The 25,255-nt window shown below is 67.7% G+C and carries 23 protein-coding genes; 7 read left to right on the top strand and 16 right to left on the bottom strand.

Features of this window, described 5'->3' with window-relative positions:
- Nucleotides 1-18: 18 nt before the first annotated feature.
- From CFB45_RS12015 to CFB45_RS12045, 7 genes are all read right to left on the bottom strand, one after another.
- Nucleotides 19-621 (bottom strand): class I SAM-dependent methyltransferase, encoded by a 603-nt coding sequence (locus CFB45_RS12015; protein ID WP_089425742.1) that lies wholly within the window; start codon nucleotides 619-621, stop codon nucleotides 19-21.
- A gap of 8 nt (nucleotides 622-629) precedes the next feature.
- Entirely contained in the window at nucleotides 630-1,832 is a 1,203-nt protein-coding gene (locus tag CFB45_RS12020; protein ID WP_011352534.1) for a tryptophan--tRNA ligase, read from the bottom strand.
- 8 nt (nucleotides 1,833-1,840) lie between these two features.
- Nucleotides 1,841-2,503 carry a site-2 protease family protein gene (locus CFB45_RS12025; protein ID WP_069248339.1) on the bottom strand — a complete coding sequence of 221 codons (663 nt, stop codon included), beginning with the start codon at nucleotides 2,501-2,503 and terminating at the stop codon, nucleotides 1,841-1,843.
- Nucleotides 2,504-2,552: 49 nt separating this feature from the next.
- A complete protein-coding gene (locus CFB45_RS12030) occupies nucleotides 2,553-3,185 on the bottom strand; it encodes an L-threonylcarbamoyladenylate synthase (RefSeq protein WP_039364722.1) in 633 nt (210 codons plus the stop codon).
- Between the two features lie 72 nt (nucleotides 3,186-3,257).
- Nucleotides 3,258-4,088, bottom strand: a complete 831-nt coding sequence (locus CFB45_RS12035; protein WP_179255063.1) for a 3',5'-nucleoside bisphosphate phosphatase — start codon at nucleotides 4,086-4,088, stop codon at nucleotides 3,258-3,260.
- Nucleotides 4,089-4,169: 81 nt separating this feature from the next.
- On the bottom strand, nucleotides 4,170-5,060 hold the full coding sequence (locus tag CFB45_RS12040) for an alpha/beta fold hydrolase (protein ID WP_089425744.1): 891 nt from the start codon (nucleotides 5,058-5,060) through the stop codon (nucleotides 4,170-4,172).
- Nucleotides 5,061-5,239: 179 nt separating this feature from the next.
- Nucleotides 5,240-6,097, bottom strand: a complete 858-nt coding sequence (locus CFB45_RS12045) for a ferritin-like domain-containing protein (protein ID WP_089425745.1) — start codon at nucleotides 6,095-6,097, stop codon at nucleotides 5,240-5,242.
- Between the two features lie 149 nt (nucleotides 6,098-6,246).
- Between CFB45_RS12045 and CFB45_RS12050 the strand changes: the two genes are divergently transcribed.
- The 3 genes from CFB45_RS12050 to CFB45_RS12060 all read left to right on the top strand — a co-directional run bounded on the left by CFB45_RS12050 (nucleotide 6,247) and on the right by CFB45_RS12060 (nucleotide 8,241).
- Entirely contained in the window at nucleotides 6,247-6,771 is a 525-nt protein-coding gene (locus CFB45_RS12050; protein WP_071334714.1) for a gamma carbonic anhydrase family protein, read from the top strand.
- A gap of 25 nt (nucleotides 6,772-6,796) precedes the next feature.
- Nucleotides 6,797-7,747: an Hsp33 family molecular chaperone HslO gene (gene hslO / locus CFB45_RS12055; protein WP_089425746.1), complete on the top strand. Its 951-nt coding sequence runs from the start codon at nucleotides 6,797-6,799 to the stop codon at nucleotides 7,745-7,747.
- Nucleotides 7,748-7,881: 134 nt separating this feature from the next.
- Nucleotides 7,882-8,241: a hypothetical protein gene (locus CFB45_RS12060; RefSeq protein WP_089425747.1), complete on the top strand. Its 360-nt coding sequence runs from the start codon at nucleotides 7,882-7,884 to the stop codon at nucleotides 8,239-8,241.
- Nucleotides 8,242-8,331: 90 nt separating this feature from the next.
- Here the strand turns inward: CFB45_RS12060 and ftsB are convergent, their stop codons facing one another.
- The 9 genes from ftsB to CFB45_RS12110 form a co-directional block, all read right to left on the bottom strand.
- Nucleotides 8,332-8,757, bottom strand: a complete 426-nt coding sequence (ftsB, locus tag CFB45_RS12065; RefSeq protein ID WP_046546044.1) for a cell division protein FtsB — start codon at nucleotides 8,755-8,757, stop codon at nucleotides 8,332-8,334.
- 81 nt (nucleotides 8,758-8,838) lie between these two features.
- Nucleotides 8,839-10,122, bottom strand: a complete 1,284-nt coding sequence (gene eno, locus CFB45_RS12070; protein ID WP_011352544.1) for a phosphopyruvate hydratase — start codon at nucleotides 10,120-10,122, stop codon at nucleotides 8,839-8,841.
- 104 nt (nucleotides 10,123-10,226) lie between these two features.
- Nucleotides 10,227-11,081, bottom strand: coding sequence for a 3-deoxy-8-phosphooctulonate synthase (gene kdsA / locus CFB45_RS12075; protein WP_046546045.1), 855 nt, complete (start codon nucleotides 11,079-11,081; stop codon nucleotides 10,227-10,229).
- Between the two features lie 2 nt (nucleotides 11,082-11,083).
- Nucleotides 11,084-12,736 (bottom strand): CTP synthase, encoded by a 1,653-nt coding sequence (locus CFB45_RS12080; RefSeq protein ID WP_046546046.1) that lies wholly within the window; start codon nucleotides 12,734-12,736, stop codon nucleotides 11,084-11,086.
- 181 nt (nucleotides 12,737-12,917) lie between these two features.
- Nucleotides 12,918-13,763 carry an alpha/beta fold hydrolase gene (locus tag CFB45_RS12090; protein WP_089425749.1) on the bottom strand — a complete coding sequence of 282 codons (846 nt, stop codon included), beginning with the start codon at nucleotides 13,761-13,763 and terminating at the stop codon, nucleotides 12,918-12,920.
- Between the two features lie 239 nt (nucleotides 13,764-14,002).
- Entirely contained in the window at nucleotides 14,003-16,486 is a 2,484-nt protein-coding gene (locus CFB45_RS12095) for a DNA internalization-related competence protein ComEC/Rec2 (protein ID WP_089425750.1), read from the bottom strand.
- A gap of 57 nt (nucleotides 16,487-16,543) precedes the next feature.
- Nucleotides 16,544-17,332: a TatD family hydrolase gene (locus CFB45_RS12100; RefSeq protein WP_089425751.1), complete on the bottom strand. Its 789-nt coding sequence runs from the start codon at nucleotides 17,330-17,332 to the stop codon at nucleotides 16,544-16,546.
- Nucleotides 17,333-17,400: 68 nt separating this feature from the next.
- A complete protein-coding gene (gene lolD / locus CFB45_RS12105; RefSeq protein WP_373452674.1) occupies nucleotides 17,401-18,159 on the bottom strand; it encodes a lipoprotein-releasing ABC transporter ATP-binding protein LolD in 759 nt (252 codons plus the stop codon).
- The gene (locus CFB45_RS12110; protein WP_089425752.1) at nucleotides 18,152-19,405 is read right to left on the bottom strand and encodes a lipoprotein-releasing ABC transporter permease subunit; all 1,254 of its coding nucleotides are present in this window, start codon (nucleotides 19,403-19,405) and stop codon (nucleotides 18,152-18,154) included. The genes lolD and CFB45_RS12110 overlap by 8 nt, the downstream gene beginning before the upstream one ends.
- A 162-nt stretch (nucleotides 19,406-19,567) precedes the next feature.
- Between CFB45_RS12110 and CFB45_RS12115 the strand changes: the two genes are divergently transcribed.
- The 4 genes from CFB45_RS12115 to lysS all read left to right on the top strand — a co-directional run bounded on the left by CFB45_RS12115 (nucleotide 19,568) and on the right by lysS (nucleotide 25,211).
- Nucleotides 19,568-20,632, top strand: coding sequence for a regulator (locus CFB45_RS12115; RefSeq protein ID WP_089425952.1), 1,065 nt, complete (start codon nucleotides 19,568-19,570; stop codon nucleotides 20,630-20,632).
- Between the two features lie 15 nt (nucleotides 20,633-20,647).
- Complete coding sequence (recJ, locus tag CFB45_RS12120; RefSeq protein WP_089425753.1) at nucleotides 20,648-22,345, top strand: single-stranded-DNA-specific exonuclease RecJ; 1,698 nt, start codon at nucleotides 20,648-20,650, stop codon at nucleotides 22,343-22,345.
- 152 nt (nucleotides 22,346-22,497) lie between these two features.
- Nucleotides 22,498-23,602, top strand: a protein-coding gene (gene prfB / locus CFB45_RS12125; RefSeq protein ID WP_111941483.1) for a peptide chain release factor 2 whose coding sequence is annotated in 2 segments (ribosomal slippage) — nucleotides 22,498-22,578 and nucleotides 22,580-23,602 — 1,104 coding nt in all. Because the reading frame shifts where the segments join, the coding sequence is not laid out codon by codon here.
- An 82-nt stretch (nucleotides 23,603-23,684) separates the two neighbouring features.
- Nucleotides 23,685-25,211, top strand: a complete 1,527-nt coding sequence (lysS, locus tag CFB45_RS12130; RefSeq protein WP_089425754.1) for a lysine--tRNA ligase — start codon at nucleotides 23,685-23,687, stop codon at nucleotides 25,209-25,211.
- Nucleotides 25,212-25,255 lie beyond the last annotated feature (44 nt).

The following is a 25,255-nucleotide window of genomic DNA, read 5'->3' on the forward strand; positions in this document are numbered from 1 at the left end:
CATTGAGATTGTAGCGGATTAGCCGGGCAGTTCGTAACGTGGAATTCCCGCCCCCGCCTTCGGGGTCGCGCCCTCGCGCACTGCGCAAAGACGCTGGACGAATGCCTCGCGCGGCGCGGCGACGAACCCGTCCTCGTACGCGACCACCCGCAGGCGGCCGTGCACGGCGTCCAGCAGCTCGCCCGGGGCGAGCAGGAACGCGGGGTTGGACGGTTTCCCGACCGTTTCGTTTCCTTGCGCGAAGGTTTCGTAGATCAGCACGCCGCCCGGCGCCACCGCATCGAGCAGATGGGGCCAGAGCCGACGATGCAGATAATTCGTGACCACCACCGCCGCAAACTGCTCGCCGGCCGGCAACGGCCACGGCGCGCCTTCGAGATCGGCGTCACGGGCATCGACGCCCGGAATCGAACGCAACGCGGCCAGCGCGGGCGGATCGCGGTCGAGTGCGACGACCGGATGGCCGTGCGACGCGAACCAGCGCGCATGGCGGCCGCCGCCCGCAGCGACATCCAGCACCGCGCCGCCCGGCGACACGAGCCGCGACCATTGCGCGACCCAGCGCGACGGCTCGGCCTGGGCGACGTGGCCGCCCGCGGCGGCAATGACGGATGCGCTCATGCGGTCGATCAGTTGTACGACAGGCCCATCGCGTCACGCACGTCACGCATCGTTTCCGTCGCGTACTTGCGCGCCTTGTCGCAACCGTCCGCGACGATCGCGCGCAGCAGCGACGGGTCGTCCATGTACTTCTGCGCGCGCTCGAGCATCGGCTGCTGTTCGCGCAGGATGCCTTCGACGACCGGCTGCTTGCAGTCGAGGCAGCCGATGCCCGCCGAGCGGCAGCCCTTCTGCACCCAGTCGTGCGTCGCTTCGTCGGTATAGACCTGGTGCAGCTGCCACACCGGGCACTTGTCGGGATCGCCCGGATCGGTGCGGCGCACGCGCGCGGGATCGGTCGGCATCGTGCGGACCTTCTTCGTGATCGTCTCGGCGTCTTCCCGCAGGCCGATCGTGTTGCCGTACGACTTGGACATCTTCTGCCCGTCGAGGCCCGGCATCCGCGATGCTTCGGTGAGCAGCGCCTGCGGCTCGACCAGGATGATCTTGCGCGCGCCTTCGAGATAGCCGAACAGGCGCTCGCGGTCGCTCATCGACAGGCTCTGCGATTCCTGCAGCATCGCGCGCGCCTGTTCAAGCGCCTCGTCGTCGCCCTCCTGCTGATACGCGTTGCGCAGCTCGTGATAGAGCTTCGCGCGCTTGCCGCCGAGCTTCTTCGCGGCATCGAGCGCCTTCTCCTCGAAGCCCGGCTCGCGGCCGTACAGGTAGTTGAAGCGGCGCGCGATTTCGCGCGTCATCTCGACGTGCGGCACCTGGTCTTCACCGACCGGCACGAGCGAGCCGCGATACAGCAGGATGTCGGCCGCCATCAGCACCGGGTAGCCGAGGAAGCCGTAGGTCGACAGGTCCTTGTCCTTCAGCTTCTCCATCTGCTCCTTGTAGGTCGGCACGCGTTCGAGCCAGCCGAGCGGCGTGCTCATGCCGAGCAGCAGCGCGAGTTCGGCGTGCTCCGGCACCTTGCTCTGGATGAACAGCGTGGCCTGCGCCGGATCGATGCCGGATGCGAGCCAGTCGATCAGCACGTCCCACACGTTCTTCTCGATGACCTCGGGAGTCTCGTAGTGCGTCGTCAGCGCATGCCAGTCGACGACGCAGAAGAAGCACGGGTACTCGGACTGCAGCTTCACCCAGTTTTTCAGCACGCCGTGGTAGTGACCGAGGTGCAGCGACCCGGTGGGTCGCATGCCGGAGAAAATACGTTCAGGGAACATGATTGTCGTTAGAGAAGCGAGGCGAATGGGGACAGGATGGCGCTCAGGACGGCGTAGCCGACGTTGACGAGCGGGCGCAGCCAGAAGTTCGTCAGCACGCCCGTCGCGACCAGCACGAGGACGATGATGAAACCGTACGGCTCGATGCGCGACAGCGCGATCGATTGCTTCGTCGGCAGCAGCGCCGCCAGGATGCGGCCGCCGTCGAGCGGCGGCAACGGAAACAGGTTCAGCACGCCGAGCACGAGGTTCGCGCTGACGCCGGCAAACGCCATCCGCGTGAAGAACGGCTCGTCGACGCCGACGGCGGGCAGTACGAGGGTCAGCACACCCCAGATCAGCGCCTGCACGAAGTTGCAGGCCGGTCCCGCAAGCGATACCCACAGGCTGCCCCAGCGCGGATCGCGCAGGTTGCCGAACGACACCGGCACCGGCTTCGCATAGCCGAACAGGAACGCGCCGCCCGTCAGGAAATACATCGCGAGCGGAATCGCGATCGTGCCGAGCGGATCGATGTGACGCATCGGGTTGAACGACACGCGCCCCATCATGTAGGCAGTGTTGTCGCCGAGCAGGCGGGCGGCGTAGCCATGCGCGGCCTCGTGCAGCGTGATCGCGAAGATCACGGGCAGCGCGTAGACGGCGATGGTCTGTATCAGGGAAGCATCCATATCGCGTTATTGTAACAAGCGCACTCGCGCAAAAAATGGAACGGCGCGCTTACGCGGCCGAGAGTCCGAACGGTTCGAGCGCGCCGCGCCCCGCGCGCACGAGCTCGGGCTCGTCGCCGGTCAGGTCGATCACCGTCGACGGCTCGCGCGGGCACGCGCCACCGTCGATCACGAGGTCGACCTGCTTCTCGAGCCGCTCGCGGATTTCTTCGGGGTCGTTGAGCGGCTCGTCGTCCGGCGGCAGGATCAGCGTCGTGCCGAGCAGCGGCTGGCCGAGCGATTCGAGCAACGCGAGCGTGATCGCGTGATCGGGCACGCGCAGGCCGATCGTCTTGCGCGACGGGTGCGACAGCCGGCGCGGCACTTCCTTCGTCGCCTGCAGGATGAAGACGTACGGGCCCGGCGTCACCGACTTGATCTGCCGGTACTGGCGGTTGTCGACCATCGCGAAGTTGGCGAGCTCCGACAGGTCGCGCACGAGCAGCGACAGGTGCTGCTTCTCGTCGAGGCCGCGAATCCGGCGCACGCGCTCGACCGCATCCTTGTCGTCGAGATGGCACGCGAGCGCATAGCTCGAATCGGTCGGCATCGCGATCACGCCGCCCTTGCTGACGATTTCCACGGCCTGCTTGATCAGGCGCGGCTGCGGATTATCCGGGTGAATCCTGAAGAACTGGGACATGGGGGGCGTAAAGGGGGAGAAATCGGATGCGCGCGGCCGGCAGCAACGCAGGTGGCAGGCCGCCGCCCGGTGTCAGAGCCAGCGTTCCCAGACCGGAGTCAGGTCGGGCGGCAACGGCGGCAGGCTGCCGAGCTCGACACGGCCCTCGCCTGGCGCATGGAAATCCGAGCCGCGCGACGCTTCGAAGCCGAAGCGGCGTGCGACGTCCGCATATTCGCGGTACTGGTCGGGTGTGTGGCTGCCCGTGACGACCTCGATCGCGCGGCCGCCCAGATCGATGAATTCGCCGAAGAACGCGTCGAATTCGACGGGCGTATAGCGATAGCGGCCCGGATGCGCGACCACCGCTTCGCCGCCGGCCGCGCGAATCCACGCAACGGCGTCGGGCAGCGTCGCCCAGCGGTGCGGGACGAAACCGGGCTTGCCGTCGCCGAGCAGCCGATCGAACACATCGGATGTCGACGTGGCGTGACCGTTTTCAACGAGGAAGCGCGCGAAGTGCGTGCGCGAGATCAGGTCGGGATTCGACACGTACTTCAACGCACCGTCGTACGCGCCGGGAATGCCGAGCGTGGCGAGCTGCTCGCCGATCGCCACCGCGCGCGCCGCGCGGCCGTGGCGCGTGCGGTACAGGCCGTCGACCAGCACCGGATTCGCGGGATCGACATTCAGGCCGACGATGTGCACGGTGCGCGATGCCCACGTGACCGAAATCTCGACGCCGCTCAGGTAGCGCATGCCGAGCGCTTCCGCTTCGCTGCGCGCCGCTGCCTGGCCGCCGATCTCGTCGTGGTCGGTCAGCGCCCACAGGGTCACGCCGCCGGCATGAGCGCGGCGCGCGACGTCGGCAGGCGGCAGCAACCCGTCGGAAACATTCGAATGGCAGTGGAGATCGGCGTTCATTGTCGGCATGGCAGGTAAGGCTTCATTCTACTGCAACGCGGCAATGCGCCGCCCGCGTGCCACGCCGCTGCCGCCGCGCGCCTACGCGCAGAACGCCTCGATCAGCGCCGCGATCTGCTCGGGCTGGTCGTGATGCACCATGTGTCCGGCGTCCTCGACGAGCTTCTCGCGCCAGTCGGGGAACGCGTTGAAGCGCGCCTTGAATTCCGGCAACGGGATGTCGCCCGCGATGTGGGCCAGCGTCGGCGAATTGACGGCTTCGACGTGCAGCACCTTCGCGCGCACCTGCGCCCAGGTGGCCATCACTTCGTCGAGTCGGTACAGCTGCGGCCCCGGCATCTTGTGCGCGGGGTCGGCCAGCAGGTGGTACTGACCGTCGTCGCCGCGCTTCGACCAGTGCGCGGCGAGGAACGCCGCACGGCGCGGGTCGAGCCGCGGATTGGTCTTGATCAGGCGCGCCGCCACGTCGTCGAGGGACGCATATGGGCGCAGCACGGGCGGTTCGCGCAACTCGTCCAGCCAGCCGCGCAACCGGCGCGGCGCCTGCTCGGCCCGCGCGGGCGCCAGCCCGAAACCCTCGAGATCGACCACGCGCCGCACGCGCTCCGGCCGCGCGCCGGCATACAGGCACACGACGTTCGCGCCCATGCTGTGCCCGACCAGGTTGACTTCGCCGGCCGGCGCATAGTGGTCGACGAGCGCATCGAGGTCGCCCAGGTACTCGTGGAACCAGTAATGACCGCCGCCCTGCCGCGCGACCGGCCAGTCGGACAGCCCGAAACCGCGCGCATCGGGCGCGATCACCTGCCAGTCGCCCGCGAGCGCATCGACAACGAACTGGAACGATGCCGAGACGTCCATCCAGCCATGCAGCATGAACAGCGTCGGCGCATCGGGCCGGCCCCAGCGCCGGACATGCAGCTGGACGCCGCGCACCGTGACGAAATCGGAAACAGAACTCGATGCACTCATTGCCGCCGCCAGAAAAAAGAATGATCGTTCGATTATAGCGGCGCTGCTCTCTTTCCGGCGTCCGGCAATCGAGGTGCCGCTCTAGCGGCGCGCGTAAGCCCGGGGCCGCGGAGAAGCACCATGTCCCGGGCCCCCGAGACGGCGGGCGGCACGTCGAAGTGCGGCCGAACGCGCGCCGGCTAGCGTGGCGCGTTGCCGTCCGCCACGTCCTGCGCGGCCAGTTCGTCGAGTTCGGCCTGCTCGAATCCGGCATCGCGGCGCGCATCGAAATTGAACGGGCCGCGCAGCCGCGGCGCATGGTATTGCTCGGCGAGCTGCCGGTAGGTGGGCACCGGATCGCGGCCGGCTTCGTCGCACAGATGCCGGAACCAGCGGTTGCCGATCGCGACATGGCCGATTTCGTCGCGCAGGATCACGTCGAGGATCGCGGCCGACGCATCGTCGCCCGCCTGCACGAGCCGCGCGCGGATCGGCGGCGATGCGTCGAGCCCGCGGGCCTCGAGCGTGCGCGGCACGAGCGCCATGCGCGCCAGCACGTCGCCCTTGGTCCGCTCGCACATCTCCCACAGGCCGTTGTGCGCGGGAAAATCGCCGTACGCATGCCCGAACGCCGCCAGGCGCTCGGACAGCAGCGTGAAGTGATAGGCCTCCTCGGCCGCCACCTTCAGCCAGTCCGCATAGAACGGGGCCGGCAGGCCCGCGAAGCGCCAGACCGCGTCGAGGGCCAGGTTGATCGCATTGAACTCGATATGGGCAAGCGCGTGCAGCAGCACCGCGCGCCCTTCGGGCGAACGCATGCTGCGTCGCCCGAGCTGGCGCGGCTCGACGAGCGGCGGGCGCGCCGGCCGGCCGGGCAAATCGGCCGGCTCGGGCAATTCGAGCGACGGCGCGATCGCCGCCTGCCTGGCCCGCAGCGCATCGTAGAGCGCGCGCACCTGGGCGGCCTTCGCCACGGGTTCGGCGTCACGCAGCGCGGCAAGCGCGGTGCGGCGCACACAGGCAGACGCATTGCCGAAAGAAGAAGACTCCATGCTCATAAACGGGGACACCCTGCGTGCGCATCGCGGGAGCGCACGCACGCGACGGTTTACAATAGGCGATTGTTCCGCGGCGCAATGCGCATGCGCCGGGCAAACCAGACGCGCCATTCTACCGGCGCACATCATCGAAGAGACAAGGAGACTCCGTGACGATCTACAAGCTGGGCGATACGGCCCCGACGATCCACGAAAGCGTATTCGTCGCCGATACGGCGGCCATCATCGGCAAGGTCGTGCTCGAGGAGAACGCGAGCGTCTGGTTCGGCGCGACGATTCGCGGCGACAACGAGACGATCACCGTCGGCGCTGGCAGCAACGTCCAGGAAGGCGCGGTCCTGCACACGGATCCCGGCTTTCCGCTGACGATTGCCGAAAACGTGACGATCGGGCACCAGGCCATGCTGCACGGCTGCACGATCGGCGAGGGTTCGCTGGTCGGTATCCAGGCGGTGGTCTTGAATGGAGCGGTAATCGGCCGCAACTGTCTGGTTGGTGCCGGCGCGGTCGTGACGGAAGGCAAGACGTTCCCGGACAACTCGCTGATTCTCGGCGCACCGGCGAAAGTCGTGCGCGAGCTGTCGGCGGAAGACATTGCGCGGCTGCGCACGAACGCGAAGACGTACGTCGAGCGGCGTGCGCATTTCAAGGAGCAACTCGTGCGGATCGGGTGATTCGCACGGATTTCAAGGAAGAAGAGTGAGCGACCAGTTACAGAAATTCATGTTCAATGCGGCGCCCGTGCGCGGCGAGATCGTTTCGCTGCGCAATACGTGGCAGGAAGTGCTCGCCCGCCGCGACTACCCTGCCCCGGTGCGCACGGTGCTCGGCGAGATGATGGCCGCGTGCGCGCTGCTGTCCGCGAACCTGAAATTCAACGGCACCCTGATCATGCAGATCTTCGGCGACGGGCCGGTCCAGATGCTGGTCGTCCAGTGCGGTTCGGATCTGTCGATGCGGGCCACCGCGAAGTTCGCCGGCGACTCCGCCCAGACGATCGGCGACGACACGCGCTTCGCGTCGCTCGTCAATGCGAGCGGCCACGGCCGCTGCGTGATTACGCTCGACCCGGCCGACAAGCTGCCGGGCCAGCAGCCGTACCAGGGCATCGTGCCGCTGAACGGCGTCGAAGGCCCGCTTGAATCCGTCTCGCAGGTGCTCGAGCATTACATGCATCACTCGGAGCAGCTCGACACGCGGATGTGGCTCGCGGCCGATCGCGACCGCGCGGTCGGCATGCTGCTGCAGAAGCTGCCGGGCGACGGCGGCATCGTGCCGCGTAACGCCGAAACCGATACCGATACGTGGGAGCGCGTCTGCACGCTCGGCGGCACGCTGTCCGCGCAGGAACTGCTCGAGGTCGAACCGGAAGTCGTGTTCCGCCGGCTGTTCTGGCAGGAAAACGTGCAGCACTTCGAACCGGCCGGCACGCGTTTCCAGTGCTCGTGCTCGCGCGAGAAGGTCGGCGCGATGCTGCGCATGCTCGGCCGTGAAGAAGTCGACAGCGTGATCGTCGAGCGCGGCCATGTCGAGATTCATTGCGAGTTCTGCAACCAGCGCTATGAATTCGATCCGGTCGATGTCGCGCAGCTGTTCGCGGCACCCGGCGTCGAGACGGGCATCGCGCCCGCGACCGAGCAGCGTCACTGATCAGTGGCCCGATGCCCGCCATCCGGGCACGGGCGCATAATGACGCACGAGCGTCGCACGCAAGGCTCCGGCGCCGAAGTCACGCACTTCGGCGCAAGCCGCTTCCCGTCGTCGGCGCGCTGCAGGAGAAACACATGAGCCCGCTTCATCGTCCGTTCCACACCATCGTCCTGACGAGCGTTGCCGCCGGCACGCTCGCGCTGGCCGGCTGCGCGATGCCGCCGCCGACCTCCACGATCCTGAGCCGCCTGCCCGAACCCGGTGCATCGGGCGGCCAGCCGCCCGCGCTGTCGAGCGCCGAACGCAAGCGCTATGACGAGATCGACCAGCAGGTGCTGCGCGAACAGAACAGCGCGATGGCAGCCGAAGCTGCCGCGCGCGCGTGGGCCTATTACTCGCCGCCGCCGGTGACGGTCTACGGCGGGTATTACGGCGGATGGGGCAATCGCTGGGGCTCGGGCATCAGCTACGGCTACCCGGGATGGTGGTGGTGAGCGTGCATCGCTCAGCCAATTGACTACCGGCAGGAAATAAAAAAGCGCGGCATTTCCCGCGCTTTTTCAATGGGTTCGAGCAATCATGCATCAGTGATGCGCGGCCTTGCCCTTGTCGCCGCCATGATGCCGCGACGGCTTCGCGATCGACTGCGGATTCGGCACGACACGCACCGGTGCCGCGGACACGGCGCCGCGCGTCGACGTATTCGACGGCGTGTTGTTCAGCGGGACGGCAGGCGCATTCGGCGACACGAACTGCACGAATACCTCGCCGTCCTTCACCATGCCCATCTCGTAGCGCGCGCGCTCCTCGATGGCCGCGGTGCCGCCCTGCAGATCCTGTACTTCGCCCGCGGTGCGCTCGTTGCGCAGCTTCTCGTCCGCGTTCTTCTGGAGCTGGTCGTCGAGCTGCTGACGCAATTCATGCACCCGCAGCCAGCCGCCGTGTCCCCACCACAGGGGGTACTGAATGAGCGCCAGCAAGGCAATCAGGACGACAGTGACAAGCCGCATGTAAGAACCGCAGATATAAGAAGCGCCGCTCCGCGCACATGCACAGAGCGGCGTCGATATGACGAACCCGATAGTAGCGCGTTAGCGCAGGTTATAGAAAGCCGATTTACCCGGGTAGCTTGCGATGTCGCCGAGATCTTCCTCGATGCGCAGCAGCTGGTTGTACTTCGAGATGCGGTCGCTGCGCGACAGCGAACCCGTCTTGATCTGACCGGCGTTCAGGCCGACCGCGATGTCCGCGATCGTCGAATCTTCCGTTTCGCCCGAGCGGTGCGAGATCACGGCCGTGTAGCCTGCGCGCTTCGCCATTTCGATTGCCGCGAACGTTTCGGTCAGCGTACCGATCTGGTTGATCTTGATGAGGATCGAGTTCGCGATGCCCTTCTCGATGCCTTCCTTCAGGATGCGCGTGTTCGTGACGAACAGGTCGTCGCCGACCAGCTGCACCTTCTTGCCAAGGCGATCGGTCAGCAGCTTCCAGCCTTCCCAGTCGCTTTCGTGCATGCCGTCCTCGATCGACACGATCGGGAACTTGTCGGCGAGCGTCGCGAGGTAGTCGGTGAATTCGGCCGACGACAGTTGCAGGCCTTCGCCCGCGAGCTGGTACTTGCCGTCGTGGTAGAACTCGGATGCCGCGCAGTCGAGTGCGAGCAGCACGTCTTCACCGGCACGGTAGCCGGCCTTCTCGATCGCCTGCAGGATCGTCGACAGGCATTCGTCGTTGCTGCCGAAGTTCGGCGCGAAGCCGCCTTCGTCGCCGACTGCCGTGCTCATGCCGCGGTCGCTCAGGATCTTCTTCAGTGCGTGGAACACTTCCGCGCCGCAACGCAGGGCTTCACGGAACGTCGGCTGGCTCACCGGGACGATCATGAATTCCTGGATGTCGAGGCTGTTGTTCGCGTGCGCGCCGCCGTTGACGATGTTCATCATCGGCACCGGCAGTTGCATGGCGCCCGAACCGCCGAAATAGCGGTACAGCGGCAGGCCGGCCTCTTCGGCGGCTGCCTTCGCGACGGCCATCGACACGGCCAGCATCGCGTTCGCGCCGAGGCGCGACTTGTTGTCGGTGCCGTCCAGCTCGAGCAGCGTCTTGTCGAGGAACGCCTGTTCCGACGCGTCGAGGCCCATGATGGCTTCGGAGATTTCGGTGTTGATATGCTCGACTGCCTTCAGCACGCCCTTGCCGTTGTAGCGGCCGGCTTCGCCGTCGCGCAGTTCGATCGCTTCACGCGAGCCGGTGGACGCGCCCGACGGCACCGCCGCGCGGCCCATCGTGCCCGATTCGAGCAGCACGTCGCATTCGACGGTGGGGTTGCCGCGCGAATCCAGAATCTCGCGGCCGATGATATCTACGATTGCACTCATGGGTTTCCTCTGAGAATGACGATGGATTCTTCAAACTGCGACGGCGCGCGCCTGAACCGCTTTCGCTACTGACGCGCGAAGCCGTCGCAAGGTTCATTCGATCTTCAATTGAAATCGTTTTCCAGGAACGGATTGCGCTTCACCGCCTGGTCGAGCGTGACGAGGGTCTCCAGCAGCGCACTCATCCGGTTCAGCGGCACCGCGTTCGGGCCATCCGACTTTGCTTCGGCCGGATTCGGGTGCGTCTCCATGAACAGGCCCGCGACGCCCGTCGCGACCGCCGCACGCGCGAGCACCGGCACGAATTCGCGCTGGCCGCCCGAGCTCGTGCCCTGCCCGCCCGGCAGCTGCACCGAGTGGGTCGCATCGAACACGACCGGGGCGCTCGTCTCGCGCATGATCGCGAGCGAACGCATGTCCGACACCAGATTGTTGTAGCCGAACGAGACACCGCGCTCGCACGCCATGAAGCGGTCTTCCGACAGCCCCGCTTCACGGGCCGCTTCGCGCGCCTTGTCGATCACGTTCTTCATGTCGTGCGGCGCGAGGAACTGGCCCTTCTTGATGTTGACGGGCTTGCCCGAGCGCGCGCATGCATGGATGAAATCGGTCTGGCGGCACAGGAACGCCGGCGTCTGCAGCACGTCGACGACCGACGCGACCTGCTCGATCTCTTCGATCGAATGCACGTCGGTCAGCACCGGCAGGCCGAGCTGGCGCTTCACCTCGGACAGGATCCGCAGGCCCTCGTCCATTCCGAGGCCACGGAACGACTTGCCCGAGCTGCGGTTCGCCTTGTCGTAGGACGACTTGTAGATGAACGGAATGTTCAGCTTCGCGCAGATCTCCTTCAGGCGGCCGGCCGTGTCGATCGTCATTTGCTCCGATTCGACGACGCAGGTGCCCGCGATCAGGAAGAAAGGCTTGTCGAGACCGACCTCGAAATCGCACAGCTTCATGCTTACACTCCGCGCGCTTGCTTGTTGACAAGCGCAGCTTCGACGAACGACTTGAAGAGAGGATGACCGTCACGCGGCGTGGACGTGAATTCCGGGTGGAACTGGACGCCGACGAACCACGGGTGCATCGAACGCGGCAGTTCCATCATTTCCGGCAGATCCTCGCTCGGGGTACGGGCGCTGATGATAAGGCCGCCGGCTTCGAGCTGGGGCACGAAGCGGTTATTGACTTCATAACGGTGGCGATGGCGCTCGTTCACGTCCTTGCCATAGATCTCTTCCGCCATCGTGCCCGGCTTGATCGGGCAGCGCTGCGAACCCAGGCGCATCGTGCCGCCGAGATCGGATTCCTCGGTGCGCGTCTCGACCTTGCCGTCGCGGTCGTACCACTCGGTGATCAGCGCGACCACGCGTTCCGGCGTGTCCGGCTCGAATTCCGTGCTGTTCGCCTGCTTCAGGCCGACGACGTCGCGTGCGAATTCGATCACCGCGAGCTGCATGCCGAGGCAGATGCCGAGATACGGCACCTTGGCTTCACGCGCATAGCGGATCGCCGCGATCTTGCCTTCCGTGCCGCGACGACCGAAACCGCCCGGCACCAGCACGGCGTCGAGATGCTTCAGGCTGTCGACACCGTTCGTCTCGATCTCTTCCGAGTCGATGTATTCGATGTTGACCTTGGTCGACGTGTGCAGCGATGCGTGGCGCAGCGCTTCGATCAGCGACTTGTACGACTCGGTCAGGTCGACGTACTTGCCGACCATGCCGATCGTCACTTCGTGCTTCGGGTTCTCGAGCTTCTCAACCAGCTCCGACCACATGGTCAGGTCCGCATCCTTCGGCGACAGCTTCAGTTCCTCGCAGATGATGCGGTCGAGGCCCTGGTCGTGCAGCATCTGCGGAATCTTGTAGATGCTGTCGGCGTCCCACACCGAGATCACGGCGTCTTCCGGCACGTTCGAGAACATCGAGATCTTCTTCGATTCGTCGTCCGGAATGCGGCGGTCCGCACGGCACAGCAGCACGTGCGGCAGGATGCCGATCTCGCGCAGCTTCTGCACGCTGTGCTGGGTCGGCTTCGTCTTCAGTTCGCCGGCCGTCGCGACGTACGGCACCAGCGTCAGGTGCACGAAGCACGCGCTGTTGCGGCCGAGGCGCAGGCTCATCTGGCGCGCGGCTTCGAGGAACGGCAGCGATTCGATGTCACCGACCGTGCCGCCGATCTCGACGATCGCGACATCCGGCTCACCGCAGGTGGCCGACGCGGCCCCGCGCTCGATGAACGCCTGGATTTCGTTCGTGATGTGCGGAATGACCTGCACGGTCTTGCCGAGATAGTCGCCGCGGCGCTCCTTGCGGATCACCGATTCGTAGATCTGGCCGGTCGTGAAGTTGTTGGCCTTGCGCATCTTCGTGCTGATGAAGCGCTCGTAGTGGCCTAGGTCGAGGTCGGTCTCCGCTCCGTCTTCCGTCACGAACACTTCGCCGTGCTGGAACGGGCTCATCGTGCCGGGGTCGACGTTGATGTACGGATCGAGTTTGAGGAGGGTGACTTTCAGACCGCGCGATTCAAGGATCGCGGCGAGGGAAGCGGCGGCAATACCCTTGCCAAGGGAAGAAACTACGCCGCCGGTGACGAAAACATATTTGGTCATCGCTGGATGCTCGCGGGAAAAACGGATTATACCGTAAAGGCCGCCCTTCTCTCAGCAATTGACTCGATGATCGCGCCCTTTCGCGCCGCCCCGCACCAGCCGTGCGCGCCGGGACGCAACCGCCCGCCGGCCGGTGCAACCGCGCGTGCCGGAGGCGGCGCCCCGGCCGCCAAACCCTGCGTCAGGCGCGCTTCGCGAGGGGGATGACGCCCTGCGACACATCGCCCTCCGCCGCCTTCAGCGAATTCAGCATCCGCTGCAATGCGCGGGCGGTCTCGAGCGGCCGCTCCATCGGAAACAGGTGGCTGCCTTCCAGCCATTCGACGCGGCCGCGCGCCGCGCGACGTGTCGCATCGAGCCCGACCTGGCGCACCTCGCGCGAACGCGTGCCGGCGAGAAAGCCGAGCGGCACCGGCGCGCCATGCGCGAGCCGCGGGCCGAGCGTATGCGGCAGCGTCCGGTAGATCAGGTATTCGACCTGCCGGTCGAACGCGAGCGAGCGCTCGCCGTCGGCGCCGACCTGCGGGATCCCGTAGTCGATGTAGTCGGCCAGCATCCGTTCGTCCCAGCGGGCGAACGCCGGCTTTTCGCGGAAGTGCCGCCAGACTTCGTCACGGCTTACCCAGTGCGTACGCCGGTTGCGCGTCGCGGCGGCCGGCGACAGCCGCTCGTCGAGCCCCGCCCACTGGCTCGCGCGCAATGCGCCGGCGCGCCAGCCCGCGATGATCGGTGAATCGATCATCACGACGCCGCGCACCCACTGCGGCTTCTTCAGCGCGGCCATCAGCGACAGGTAGCCGCCGAGCGAATGGCCGACAAGCCAGACGGGACGCTCGTAGCGGCTGCCGATGTCGTCGAGCAGTTGCTCGACGAGATGCGGCCAGTCGCGCGTCACCGGGTAGCGGCGGTCGTGGCCGATCCGTTCGATGTAGCGCAGCTCGTAGTCGTCGGCCAGTTCGGCGAAGATCGTGCGGTACGTCGATGCCGGAAAGCCGTTCGCATGCGAGAAGTGGAGGATGTCCTTCAAACGCCGATGTCTCCTTTGTCGACCGGAGTTAGTGCTTTAGCACTTACTCCGGTCCCATGCTTCGCGGTCGACCCGAGTTGGCGCTTCAGCACTTACTCCGGTCCCATGCTTCGCGGTCAACGAGAGTGAGTGCTTTAGCGCTTGCTCTCGCCCCATGCTTCGCGTTCTGCCGGGCCCACGCTTCGGCATTGAGCGCGGATCCCGGGCCATCTTTATTGATACGCCGGCTTTCGCCGCGCTCACCGATCCATCCAGTACCGCCGCCAAACGTCGCGATGACGCTCGAAGGCAAACCCGCCGTCGGCCGGCGCGACGTCGAACCGCACGGCGCCGTCGCGATCGGTGCGCGGCAGCGGGATCCCGCGCGCCTCGTAACGGGCGAGCACCGTCCGGTGCGGATGTCCGAAACGATTGCGATAGCCTACAGGAAATACCGCGACGCGCGGCCCGACCGAATCGAGGAAAGGCTCGACCGACGACGTGCGGCTGCCATGGTGCGGAACGACCAGGATCTGTGCGGCCAGCGCGTCGGGCGCAGCGTCCACGAGCCGGCGTTCGCCGCGCGCATCGACATCACCCGTCAGCAGCGCGGACGTCTCGCCCGCGTCGATGCGCAGCACGCACGACCGCCCGTTCGACGAGCCCGCGCCCGGGCCGCCTGGCGGCCACAGCATCGTGAACGCGACGCCGTCCCAGGTCCAGCGCTGCCCGGCCGCGCACGGCAGCCGGTCGGCGACGCCGGCGGCGGCCGCATCGCGCCACAACCGGCTGTTCGGCACGATGCCGGCCAGCAGCTGGCGCACGTCGGCTGCCGCATAGACGGCCGGTGCACCGCCCGCGTGATCGGCATCCGCGTGACTGAGCACGAGCGAATCGATCACCGCGATGCCGCGTGCACGCAACGCCGGCGCGACGATCCGCGCGCCGGCGTGGGTCGACTCCGCGCCCGGCCCCGCATCGAACAGCAAGGTGCGCCGCGCGGTCTCCACCAGCACCGACGCGCCCTGCCCGACGTCAAAAACGGTCAGCCGGAAGCCGCCCGGCGGCGGCGCATCAGATGCCGGCGCGACGAGCGGCAGCCACGTGAGCGGGGCCGCCCAGCGCAACGGCCAGCCGTGCGGCATCAGCGCCCATGCGACGCCCACGCAGGCCAGCACCAGCACCGGCCAGTCGGGCATGCGCAGCCAGAACACGCCGGCCGGCCAGTCGGCGAGGTATCCGAGCAGCGTCATCATCGGTTCGAGCGCCGCATGCGCAAGCCGGAACGCGTACGCATCGAGCGGCGCGGGTAGCGCGATTCCCGCCAGCACGACGGGCGTCACGACCGAGCTGACCCACGGAATCGCGAACGCATTGCCAAGCGGGCCCGACAGGGATATCTGCGCGAACCAGGCGGCCGTGAGCGGTGCGAGACCGATCGTCACCGCGTACTGCACGCGCGTGGCCTCGGCGATCCGGCGCCCGGCGCGGGCACCCCACGCGCGCAACCGGCTCGACAAGCCGGCCGTGCCGTCACCCTCCTCGTTTTCCGTATCAACCTCACGCACGCCACGCCAGCCGGCGACGGCCATCAGGATCACGGCGACCGCCCCGAACGACAGCCAGAACCCGGCCGACAGCACGGCCCACGGGTCGGCAAGCAGCACGCCGCCGAGCGCCGCGCACAGCACCGCGGAAGTCGGCACGCGGCGCCCGGCCAGGTACGCAATGCCGCCGGCCGCGATCATCCACCATGCGCGCTGCGCCGGCACGTTGAAGCCGGCAAGCGCCGCATAGCCGCCGGCAGCTGCCAAGGCGGCCAGCGCGGCCACGTACGGTGCCGGAAACACGAGCGTGGCAGCCCGTGCGCGCCAGCGCAGGCGACGCCAGACCATCGACACGAGCCCACCCGCGATCGCGCCGACGAGCCCGACATGCAGGCCGGAAATCGCGACGAGGTGGCTCGTGCCCGTGCTGCGCAGCACGTGCCAGTCGTCGTCGCCGATGTCAGACTGGTCGCCGATCGCGAGCGCGGCGACGATGCCGCGATGACCGGCGTCGCTGCCGAGCGACGCGTCGATACGCGCGCGCAGCGCATCGCGCAGCCGATCGATCGACGCACGCCATCCCGCCGCGCGCGCATCGAGCAATTCCGCCCGCCGGGGCGCACTCACATACCCGATCGCGCGAATGCCTGCGGCCAGCCACGCCGCCTCGCTGTCGCGCACACCGGGATTGGCCTCGGCATGCGGGCGCTTCAGGCGCACGACGAAACGCCAGCGCTGTGCGGCGCGCAGATCGGGAAGTGGATCGCGTGTCGCCGATGCGCCATACGCGCGCCACGACAGCCGGATCAACGGCGGAAAACGGGCCAGCCCCGCATCGTTCGACTCGACCGCGAACAGCAGCCGCGCGCCTGTCTCGTCGATCACGGGCAGCCCGCGGATCACGCCGGTGACGACGATGTCGCGCCCCTCCCACTCGACGGGCAGGCTGTCGCGCAGCCGCCATTCGGCCCGCGCGGCCGCATAGCCTAACCCTGCATCGCAGGCCACGAGCGCACACAGCAACCATCCGAACATGGCGGTGTTGCGCGTACGCTGGCGACGCCTGCACCACACGCTCAGCACCGCGCAGCCCGCGAGCACGGCCACACCGCTCGTCCATGCGAGCGCACCCGGCAGCGCCGCCTGCCGCTGCAGTACGACCACGCCGAGCGCGAACGCGATCCACCACACGCGCATCGCCCCTCCTCGTCGACCCGGCGCCGCCATCGAGCATGCAGCGCCTCAGGGCTACGATTATGCGGATGAAAGTGCGAGTCGCGGCAGCGCGGCGAGCGCGTTAGCCGAAGTGCATAGGGACACCGCGCCGGCGTCGATTCCGCGCAGTTCGGCGAGCACGCCGCCGATGCGCGGCACCTGGTCGGGCGTGTTGCGGGATTTGTACGCCCATTCGGGCGCGATGTCGGGTGCGTCCGTCTCGACGACGATCGCCTCGAGCGGCAACTGCGCCGCGAGCCGGCGGATCTGCAGCGCGCGGGTGAAGGTCACGTTGCCGCCGAAGCCGAGATGCAGCCCATGCGCGAGATATGCTTCGGCCTGCTGGAAGCTGCCGTTGAACGCATGCGCGATACCGCGCTGCACGCCGAAACGGCGCAGCCCGGCGAGCACGCGATCCTGCGACTTGCGCACGTGGCACAGCACGGGCAGGTCGAATTCGCGCGCGAGCTTCAGTTGCCCCTGGTAGAAGAACTGCTGCCGGTCTTCGTCGAGCCCCGGCACGAAATAGTCGAGACCGATCTCGCCGATCGCGACGAAGCGCGGATCGTCGAGGCTCGCCTCGATCTCCATGCGCAGCCGGTCGAGATCCTCGTCACGTGCGCGTGGCGTAAACATCGGATGGATGCCGAGCGCGTAGACCGCGCCCGGCGTGCGTTGCGCGAGTTCGCGCACCGTCGTGAAGTTGTCGCGCCCGACGCTCGGGATCACGATGCGCGACACGCCGGCCGCGCGCGCCGCGTGCGCGACCGCGTCGCGGTCGGCGTCGAACTCGGCGGCATCGAGATGGCAGTGCGTGTCGATCCACATGGCGGCAGTCCTGCGCGCTGGCGCCGCACCGGGACCACCCCCGGCAGCAGGCCAAGCGCGTTCGCTTCTTACACCGGCAGCGCCGGCTCCTCGTGCAGCACGCCGTCGCGCAGCCGCATGATGCGGTCGCAGCGCGCGGCGAGATCGGGATCGTGCGTGACGATCACGAAGCTCGTTTCGAGCGTCTCGGACAGCTCGAGCATCAGGTTGAACACCGTATCGGCCGTCGTGCCGTCGAGGTTGCCGGTCGGCTCGTCGGCGAGCACGCACGCGGGCTTCGTGACCAGCGCGCGCGCGATCGCGACGCGCTGCCGCTCGCCGCCCGACAGCTCGCCCGGCCGGTGCTTCGCACGCGGGCCGAGACCGACGCGTTCGAGCATCGCCTGCGCCTGCTCGCGCGCGTCCTCGGTCGTCATCCGGCGAATGCGCAGCGGCATCGCGACGTTGTCGAGCGCGGTGAACTCGGGCAGCAGGTGATGGAACTGGTAGACGAAGCCGAGCGCGCGGTTGCGCAGCTCGTTGCGCTCGCGCTCGGCGAGTTGCGTGAACGGCTTGCCGAGCAGCGACACCTCGCCCGCGCTCGGCTCGTCGAGCCCGCCCAGCACGTGCAGCAGCGTGCTCTTGCCGGAGCCCGACGCACCGACGACCGCGAGCTTCTCGCCGCGCCGCACCGTCAGCTCGGTATTGTTGAGCACCTGCACGTTGAAGCCGCCCTGCACGAACGCCTTCGTGATCCCGCGCGCCTGAAGCACGTATTCCTGCATACCTGCCGAATCCTGTCTGTTGTGTTGTTTTTCATCCGCGAATGCGGTCGCGCGGTCATTCATAGCGGAGCGCCTCCGCCGGCTTCACCTTCGCGCCGCGCCAGCTCGGATAGAGCGTCGCGACCGCCGACAGCGCGAACGCGATCAGGCCGATCCGGATCACGTCGCTCGCGACGAGTTCGGACGGCAGCTCGCTGATGAAGTACACGGACGGCGGCAGGAACTGCACGCCGAACAGGTGCTCGATCATCGGGATCAGCCACGGGATGCTCCACGCGATCAGGCAGCCGAGCGCGACGCCCGACGCCGTGCCGACGAAGCCGATCGTCACGCCCTGCACGACGAAGATCTTCATGATCGACCCCGGCTGCGCGCCGAGCGTGCGCAGGATCGCGATGTCGGCCTGCTTGTTGGTCACCGTCATCACGAGCGACGACACGAGGTTGAACGCGGCCACCGCGATGATCAGCGTGAGGATGATGAACATCATCCGCTTCTCGATCTGCACGGCCGAGAACCACGTCTTGTTCTGCTGGGTCCAGTCTCGGATGTACAGGCTGCCCGACAGCGTATGCGACAGCTCGACCGCCACGTCCGGCGCCTTCTGCATGTCCTTCAGCCGCAGCCGCACGCCGGTCGGCGCGGCCATCCGGAACAGCGCCTCGGCGTCGCGGATGTTGATCATCGCGAGCGTGCTGTCGTATTCGTAGTGCCCGGACTCGAACACGCCGACGACCGTGAACTGCTTCAGCCGCGGCATCATGCCGGCCGGCGTGATCGATCCTTCCGGCGCGACCAGCGTGACCTTGTCGCCGACCGTCACGCCGAGATTGCCCGCGAGCGCATTGCCGAGCACGATGCCGAACTGGCCCGGCACCAGCGCGCCGAGCTGGCCCGCCTTCATGTCCTTGCCAATGTCCGACACTTGCGGCTCGAGCGCCGGCTCGACGCCGCGCAGCATCACGCCGCTCACCGCGTCCTGGCGGGTGAGCAGCGCCTGCGCGTCGACGTACGGCGCCGCGCCGATCACCGACGGATTGCGGCGCGCTTCCTGCGCGGTCAGTTGCCAGTCGGGCATCGAGCCCGTCGGCGAGAACACCTCGACGTGCGCGAGCACCGACAGCATGCGGTCGCGCACTTCCTTCTGGAAGCCGTTCATCACCGACAGCACGACGATCAGCGCCGCGACGCCGAGCGCGATCCCGAGCATCGACACGAGCGCGATGAAGGAAATGAAGCCGTTACCGGTCGTGCGTTTGCCGGCGCGCGTGTAGCGCCAGCCGATCTGCCATTCGTACGGAAGTTTCAAGCGAATCCTTTCTGCTGGTTACGGCGGGGAGGCGCCCCGCGGCCGGACCGCCGCCCGGTGGCGGCCACCGGCCCGGGCACGGTCGAAAAACGGCCGCCGGACGCGAACGGGCCGTCAGCCGGCCCGATCACGCGCGCAGTTTGCCATACAATGCGCACCATCATGCACGACCGACGCCTCCATTTTCTCGTTCCGTTCGCGCTGCCGTCGGCGGCCGATGCGGCCTCGTCCCTGCACACGCTGGACAGCCCCGCGCTCGAAAAGTTGCTCGCCCGCGCCAGTCTCGTCGAGCGCGTGGCCGGCGAGGACTTCCAGCGCACGCTGCCGCACGAACGCTGGCTGGCCCGCCAGTTCGGCGCCACCCAGGGCAACGCCGCGGACGAGGCGCCGCTCGCGCCCTACATGCTGCTGGCGGACGGCGGCGACCCCGGCGCGCAAGCGTGGGCCTGCGTCGAGCCCGTCCACGTCGAAATCGCGCACGATCACCTGGTGCTCGTCGATCCGGCGGCCCTCGCGCTCGACGAAGGCGACGCCGCCGCGCTGCTCGCAGTCGCGCGGCCGCTGATCGAGGAGCTCGGCGTCCGGCTCGAGGCGCCGAACCCGTCACGCTGGTACCTGTCGAGCGAGCAGCTCGCCCGTCTCGCCGGCGCCGCGCCGCTACGCGCGAGCGGCCGCAACATCGAGATCTGGCTGCCGCACGAGGCCCATACGGGCGAGCGCTCGCGGATGTGGATGAAGCTGCAGAACGAAGTGCAGATGGCGTGGTTCCAGCACCCGGTCAACGAGGCCCGCGAGGCGCGTGGCCTGCCGGCCGTCAATTCGATCTGGTTCCATGCGCAGGGCACGCTGAAGCCGGTCGGCAAGCCGTTCGCGCGCGTGCTGTCCGCGTCGCCCGCGGCGCTCGGCCTCGCGCGCGCCGCGCAAGCCGACGCCGGCGCGCCGCCGGCCGCGTTCGGCTCGCTGCCCGCCGCCGATGGCGCGACGCTCGTCGAACTGCCCGCGCTGACCACCCCGTTCATCGAGCAGGACTGGGCGCGCTGGCACGACGGACTCGCCGCGCTCGAGCGCGACTGGTTCGCGCCGGCCCTTGCCGCGCTGCAGAACGGCGAGCTCGCGAGCGTCGATTTCACGCTGTGCGGCGACACGAGTTCCGTGACGCTGCACGCGACGCGCGGCGACCTGCGCAAGTTCTGGCGCCGCCGCGCGCTAGCCTCCCTGTTCGAATAACAAAGCAGACCCCGTATGACCCGGATCGTTACCCGCCCCGTCGCGCCCGCCGACGCCGAAGTGCTCGCGCGCCACGGCCTGCATCCCGTCCTTGCGCGCCTGTACGCGTCGCGCGGCGTGCAGTCCCCCGCCGACATCGAGACCGCGCTGGCACGACTCGTTCCGCCCACCGAGCTGAAAGGCTGCGCCGACGCTGCATCGCTGCTCGCCGACGCGATCGCCGACAAGCGGCGCCTGCTCGTCGTCGCCGACTACGACTGCGACGGTGCAACCGCGTGCGCGGTCGCGGTGCGCGGCCTGCGGATGTTCGGCGCGCAGATCGACTACCTGGTGCCGAACCGATTCGAATACGGCTACGGCCTCACGCCCGAGATCGTCGAACTCGCCGCCGCGCGCAAGCCCGACCTGCTGATCACCGTCGACAACGGGATCGCGAGCGTCACGGGCGTCGAAGCCGCGAACGCGCGCGGCATCGACGTGCTCGTGACCGACCACCACCTGCCCGGCGACGCGCTGCCCGCCGCGCGCGCGATCGTCAACCCGAACCAGCCCGGCTGCGCGTTCCCGAGCAAGCACCTCGCCGGCGTCGGCGTGATGTTCTACGTGCTGCTCGCGCTGCGCGCCGAGCTGCGCCGCCGCGGCGCGTTCGCGAGCAAGGAAGCCGAGCCGCGCCTCGACGGCCTGCTCGACCTCGTCGCGCTCGGCACCGTCGCCGACGTCGTGCGGCTCGACGGCAACAATCGCGTGCTGGTCGCGCAGGGGCTGCAGCGCATCCGCAACGGCCGCATGCAGCCGGGCGTCGCCGCGCTGTTCCGCGCGGCCGCGCGCGAAGCGCGTACGGCATCGGGCTTCGACCTCGGCTTCGGCCTCGGTCCGCGCCTGAACGCCGCCGGACGGCTGTCCGACATGTCGCTCGGCATCGAGTGCCTGATCACCGACGACATCGGCCGCGCGTGGGATCTCGCGCAGCAGCTCGACGTGATGAACCGCGAACGCCGCGAGATCGAGGCCGGCATGCAGCAGCAGGCGCTCGCCGATCTCGCCGACGTCGATCCGGCGGACGCGTGCACGATCACCCTCTTCAACCCCGAGTGGCACCAGGGCGTGATCGGCATCGTCGCCGGCCGGCTCAAGGAAAAATTCCACCGCCCGTCGTTCACGTTTGCGCACGCGGACGACGAAGGCAAGCGGGTCAAGGGCTCGGGCCGCTCGATTCCCGGCTTCCACCTGCGCGACGCGCTCGACCTCGTGTCGAAACGCGAACCGGACCTGATCGTCGCGTTCGGCGGCCACGCGATGGCGGCCGGGCTCACGCTCGACACCGAGAACGTGCCGCGCTTCGCGGCCGCGTTCGAGGCCGTCGCGCGCGAATGGCTGTCCGACGACGCGCTCGCCCGCGTGATCGAGACCGACGGCGAACTCGAGGATGCGTACTTCACGCCGCAGTTCGTCGGGCTGCTCGACGAGGCCGTCTGGGGGCAAGGCTTTCCGGCCCCGCTTTTCTCCGGCGAATTCGACGTCGTGTCGCAGTCGCTCGTGAAGGAAAAGCACCTGAAGCTGCAACTGGCGCGCGGCCGCCAGCGCTTCAACGCGATCTGGTTCAATCACACGGAGCCGTTGCCGGAGCGCGCGCTGGTCGCCTACCGCCTCGTCGCCGACACGTGGAACGGCGTCACGCGCGTCCAGCTGATCGTCGAACACGCGGCCGGCTGAGCGCGGGCCGCCCGGCCCGCACTGCCCGCCGACGCATGCGCGCCGCGCCGGACGGGGCCGCGGCGCGCGTGCGAGCACCGTTTGCGTCACCGGGCAACCCCGCCGATCGGCTATAATTCCGCTTTTTTACGAAGCAAGAATAGCGAACGATCATGGAAGCGGAACGTCTCAACGCGATCGAAAGCTCCCTGCTCGACCTGCGCAATCGCGCGGGCGAGCTTCGGGGGTATCTTTGACTACGACGCCAAAGCTGCGCGTCTGACCGAAGTCAACAAGGAACTCGAAGACCCGAACGTCTGGAACGATTCGAAGAACGCCCAGGCGCTCGGTCGCGAGAAGAAGCTGCTCGAGGGCGTCGTCACGACGCTCACCGCGCTCGATGGCGACCTGCGCGACGCGCTCGACCTGTTCGAGCTGGCCCGCGAGGAAGGTGACGAGGACACGCTCGTCGCGTCGGAAGAAGACGCGGCAAAGCTCGAGGCACGCGTGGGCGACATCGAGTTCCGCCGGATGTTCTCGAACCCGGCCGACCCGAACAACTGCTTCATCGACATCCAGGCCGGCGCCGGCGGCACCGAAGCGTGCGACTGGGCATCGATGCTGCTGCGCCAGTACCTGCGCTACTGCGAACGCAAGGGCTTCAAGGCCGAAGTGCTCGAAGAGTCCGACGGCGACGTCGCCGGCATCAAGAACGCGACGGTCAAGGTCTCGGGCGAATACGCGTACGGCTTCCTGCGCACCGAAACGGGCATCCACCGCCTCGTGCGCAAGTCGCCGTTCGACTCGTCGGGCGGCCGCCACACGTCGTTCTCGTCGGTGTTCGTCTACCCGGAAATCGACGATTCGATCGAAGTCGAGATCAACCCGGCCGACCTGCGCATCGACACGTACCGCGCATCGGGCGCGGGCGGTCAGCACATCAACAAGACCGACTCCGCGGTGCGGATCACGCACATGCCGACCGGTATCGTCGTGCAGTGCCAGAACGACCGCTCGCAGCACCGCAACCGCGCCGAAGCGATGGCGATGCTGAAATCGCGCCTGTACGAAGTTGAAATGCGCAAGCGCCAGGCCGAACAGGACAAGCTCGAATCGAGCAAGACCGATGTGGGCTGGGGCCACCAGATCCGTTCGTACGTGCTCGACCAGAGCCGCGTGAAGGACCTGCGCACGAACGTCGAAATGAGCAACACGCGCGCCGTCCTCGACGGCGACCTCGACGACTTCATCAGCGCGAGCCTCAAACAGGGCGTGTAAGCGCCGCGGCGCGACCCCGCCGGGTCGCGCCCCCTTGCCCTTCCCGTTTGCGTTGCCGCACCCACTCCGAATTCCGACCATCATGACCGAACCGACCCAAACGCAGCCCCCCGTCACCGCGGACGAAAACCAGATCATCGCCGAGCGCCGCGAGAAGCTGCGCGCCCTGCGCGAGCAAGGCGTCGCCTACCCGAACGATTTCCGCCCGGAACATCACGCAGCCGATCTGCAGACGAAATTCGCCGACTCGGACAAGGCCGCGCTCGAAGCGAACCCGGTCGAGGTGTCGGTCGCCGGCCGCATGATGCTCAAGCGCGTGATGGGCAAGGCAAGCTTCGCGACGGTGCAGGACGGTTCGGGCCAGATCCAGTTCTTCGTGACGCCGAACGACGTCGGCGCGGAAACCTACGACGCATTCAAGAAGTGGGACCTCGGCGACATCGTCGCCGCGCGCGGCGTGCTGTTCCGCACCAACAAGGGCGAGCTGTCGGTCCAGTGCAAGGAACTGCGCCTGCTGTCGAAGGCGCTGCGCCCGCTGCCGGACAAGTTCCACGGCCTGTCGGACCAGGAAATGCGCTACCGCCAGCGCTACGTCGACCTGATCGTCACGCCGGAAACGCGCGACACGTTCCGCGCCCGCACCAAGACGATCGCGTCGATCCGCAAGTTCATGGACAACGCCGAGTTCATGGAAGTCGAGACGCCGATGCTGCACCCGATCCCGGGCGGCGCGGCCGCGAAGCCGTTCGTCACGCATCACAACGCGCTCGACATGCAGATGTTCCTGCGCATCGCGCCGGAGCTGTACCTGAAGCGCCTGATCGTCGGCGGCTTCGAACGCGTGTTCGAAATCAACCGTAACTTCCGGAACGAAGGCGTGTCGCCGCGTCACAACCCGGAATTCACGATGATGGAGTTCTACGCCGCGTACACCGACTACCGCTGGCTGATGGACTTCACCGAGCAACTGATCCGCCAGGCGGCGATCGATGCGCTCGGCACCGCGACGATCCAGTACCAGGGCCGCGAGCTCGACCTTGCGAAGCCGTTCCACCGCCTGACGATCACACAGGCGATCCAGAAGTACGCACCGGACTACACCGACGGCCAGCTGTCGGACGACGCGTTCCTGCGCACCGAACTGAAGCGCTTCGGCGTCGACGTGTCGCAGCCGGCGTTCCTGAACGCGGGCATCGGCGCGCTGCAGCTCGCGCTGTTCGAGGAAACGGCCGAAGCGCAGCTGTGGGAGCCGACCTTCATCATCGACTACCCGGTCGAGGTGTCGCCGCTCGCACGCGCATCGGATACGGTGCCGGGCATCACCGAGCGTTTCGAGCTGTTCATGACCGGCCGCGAGATCGCGAACGGCTTCTCGGAGCTGAACGATCCGGAAGACCAGGCTGCGCGCTTCAAGAAGCAGGTCGAGCAGAAGGATGCGGGCGACGAGGAAGCGATGTTCTTCGACGCCGACTACATCCGCGCGCTCGAGTACGGGATGCCTCCGACCGGCGGCTGCGGGATCGGCATCGACCGTCTCGTGATGCTGCTGACCGACAGCCCGACGATCCGCGACGTGCTGCTGTTCCCGCACCTGCGCCGCGAAGACTGATCGCCGCGCCCGCGTGTGCGCCGCGCCCTGCGGCGCGCACGCGT

Source organism: Burkholderia sp. HI2500 (assembly GCF_002223055.1).
In the GTDB taxonomy this organism is placed as follows: domain Bacteria; phylum Pseudomonadota; class Gammaproteobacteria; order Burkholderiales; family Burkholderiaceae; genus Burkholderia.